Source organism: Paenibacillus senegalensis JC66 (genome assembly GCF_000285515.1).
GTDB classification, from domain to species: domain Bacteria; phylum Bacillota; class Bacilli; order Paenibacillales; family NBRC-103111; genus Paenibacillus_L; species Paenibacillus_L senegalensis.
Genome location: NZ_HE610960.1, coordinates 35558 through 37755 on the forward strand (window position 1 = coordinate 35558; position 2198 = coordinate 37755).

Sequence of the window (2198 nt, forward strand, 5' to 3'; positions counted from 1 at the left end):
TTTTTTGTTCTGGCGCATGGTTCGTTGCTTGTGGTACCATGTTGCTAAGGACACTCCCTCTCGTCGGTTATTCTGTGGTGGTTTAACCTTTGACAAGAGGCATGCAGTGTCCTGTTTATTTTGCGAAAAAATTAGCAACTTCTTATGACGGAAAAAACCTGTCACGGCCCGGATCTTTCACTTTTTGACGAGGTTACTTTCCGATTTCATGTTTAATCCAGGTGAATTTACAAAAAGAGAAGCTGGTTGCCAAAGCACATTCGTTCCGTATGGCGCACTAGAATTAAAAAGATTCATTAACGATTTAATGCTTTTTCTTCGAGATGCTTTGTCTGGTAATGTGCAGGAGAATACTATATTTACCTGGCTAGGTAACTTAAAGGAACAAAGACTAAACAAGAGAAAAATATCTTCAATGTGGGTTGCGGCGGACAGCTATTCCGTTCGCATTCGTACAATCAGGGAACGAACAAATTGCAAAGGTTGCTCGAACTAAATGGAATATATATTTGGAGATAAATTGGTAAAGTTTACGGATGAGGTTGTTGACATACTCAATTCGTATAGACAAGTCAAGAAAAAGCAACACGAAGCAGGCGGTATCCTTCTGGGCCGAATATTTGACGATCAAATTATTATACAACAAATTACGACTCCGGGTCCTGGTGATAAATCAGGACGGTATTTTTTTGAACGGAATGTAAAAAGAGCCCAGTGGTTCGTAGATTTAGCGTGGAGATCTTCTAATGGAGAGGTAATATACTTAGGCGAATGGCATACCCACCCTGAGCCTGTACCTAGACCATCTTCAGTTGATCGAAAATTAATAACTAACATGCTACGTGATTCCAAGATGAGCATAGATTTCCTCTTTTTGGTTATAGTAGGGACAGAAGAAAAGTATGTTGCTGTGCAATTTGTTGGAAGTGATACTTCGCTAAAACAACTAGAACAACGCATCTCAGTCTAATGCTTTATTTTCATCGAGCACCTGACCCATCAAGCCCCGCAGCCAAAACCGAAATTTGGGTGCCGATTAAATAGTCAAAAATAGCCCGTTATCATTGATTTCACAATGAATATTCCAATAAGATGCGCGATAATGACCCTGATTATATGTCGGGGTCATTAGGAGGTAACGATGAATACTCATTCTGAAAACTTAAGAGTAGAATGCGCCGAAAATTGTGGGAATGCGCCGAAAAAAGAACTTCTTAGAGATCTCAGCATCGCTTTTGCCAAACTTGAAGTAGACTTTTGTATGGCATGGGTGACGGATGATATCGTTTGGGAAGTCATCGGAGATCACATCAAGCGAGGAAAAGCCGATTTTGAAAAAGCACTGAATCACATGAATAATCGAAAAGTTCAACAATTACACATCCACAACATCATCACCCACGGAAACGCGGGTTCAGTAAATGGAATTTTAGCATTCCATGATCAGCAAAGGTTTGCTTTTTGTGATGTATATAATTTCAGAGGTTTTGGGAGAAATGCAAAAATAAAGACGATTACATCGTATTTCATTCAAATTTCTTAAACCGAAATAATGCTATAGTCATGTTGTCTATTATATGATGACGATTGAAATCAGAATATGTAACAGAAGAGATCAAACTTATGATGTCACTACCTGCTCTGATTCTTAGCTTTTTCCGGAAGCGATTTACAGAACAAACATTTAACAATTCATGATTTGAACTAACATTTAGAAAAAGACAAGCGTAGCGATTTAGCAAATAATCGTTTAGAATGGAGTCATAATCCGAAAGCATCGGTCAAAGTAACCTCGGGAGAGTTTTCCCCGGGGTTACTTTGTTTTTAGCTATAAACATTTTGTACGTTCATTTGAAACGGCCGCCCATACAGCACCTGCTGATCGGCGTCAAACAAATTCCGGTAAACCACTTGTCCGCGAGTGGATGAAGCATCGACGACCTTGCCGTTTCCGGCATAGATGCCAACATGGGTAATGTCCATAAACCGACCATTGCTGGCATAGCTCCAAAAGACCAAATCGCCCGGAGCCAAATCTTCAAAACGGATTGTCCACCCGTTATCGACACAATGTCTGGCTTGTTCAGCCGCCGTCCGCGGCAACTGAATGCTCAACTGCCGGTACACCCATTGAACAAGATAACTGCAATCTGTATAGCGGTCTTGCCCGGCCAAAACTTGACTGTATGGATCGCCCT

General features: G+C 40.8%; 3 protein-coding genes. 2 read left to right on the forward strand and 1 reads right to left on the reverse strand.

Going from position 1 to position 2198, the window contains the following annotated elements; translation table 11 throughout:
* Positions 1–496 precede the first annotated feature (496 nt).
* Positions 497–970, forward strand: coding sequence for a Mov34/MPN/PAD-1 family protein (locus PSHG_RS27820; RefSeq protein ID WP_010274523.1), 474 nt, complete (start codon positions 497–499; stop codon positions 968–970).
* A gap of 171 nt (positions 971–1141) precedes the next feature.
* Positions 1142–1543 (forward strand): nuclear transport factor 2 family protein, encoded by a 402-nt coding sequence (locus PSHG_RS15750; protein ID WP_010274525.1) that lies wholly within the window; start codon positions 1142–1144, stop codon positions 1541–1543.
* A gap of 281 nt (positions 1544–1824) precedes the next feature.
* Here the strand turns inward: PSHG_RS15750 and PSHG_RS27825 are convergent.
* Positions 1825–2198 (reverse strand): C40 family peptidase (locus PSHG_RS27825; protein ID WP_010274527.1); only part of this gene is annotated, 374 nt, incomplete at its 5' end.

Bases quoted from the DNA above. Each gene is read 5' to 3' on its own strand.
- PSHG_RS27820 (WP_010274523.1), top strand. From the start codon at position 497: ATGGAATATATATTTGGAGATAAATTGGTAAAGTTTACGGATGAGGTT.
- PSHG_RS15750 (WP_010274525.1), top strand. From the start codon at position 1,142: ATGAATACTCATTCTGAAAACTTAAGAGTAGAATGCGCCGAAAATTGT.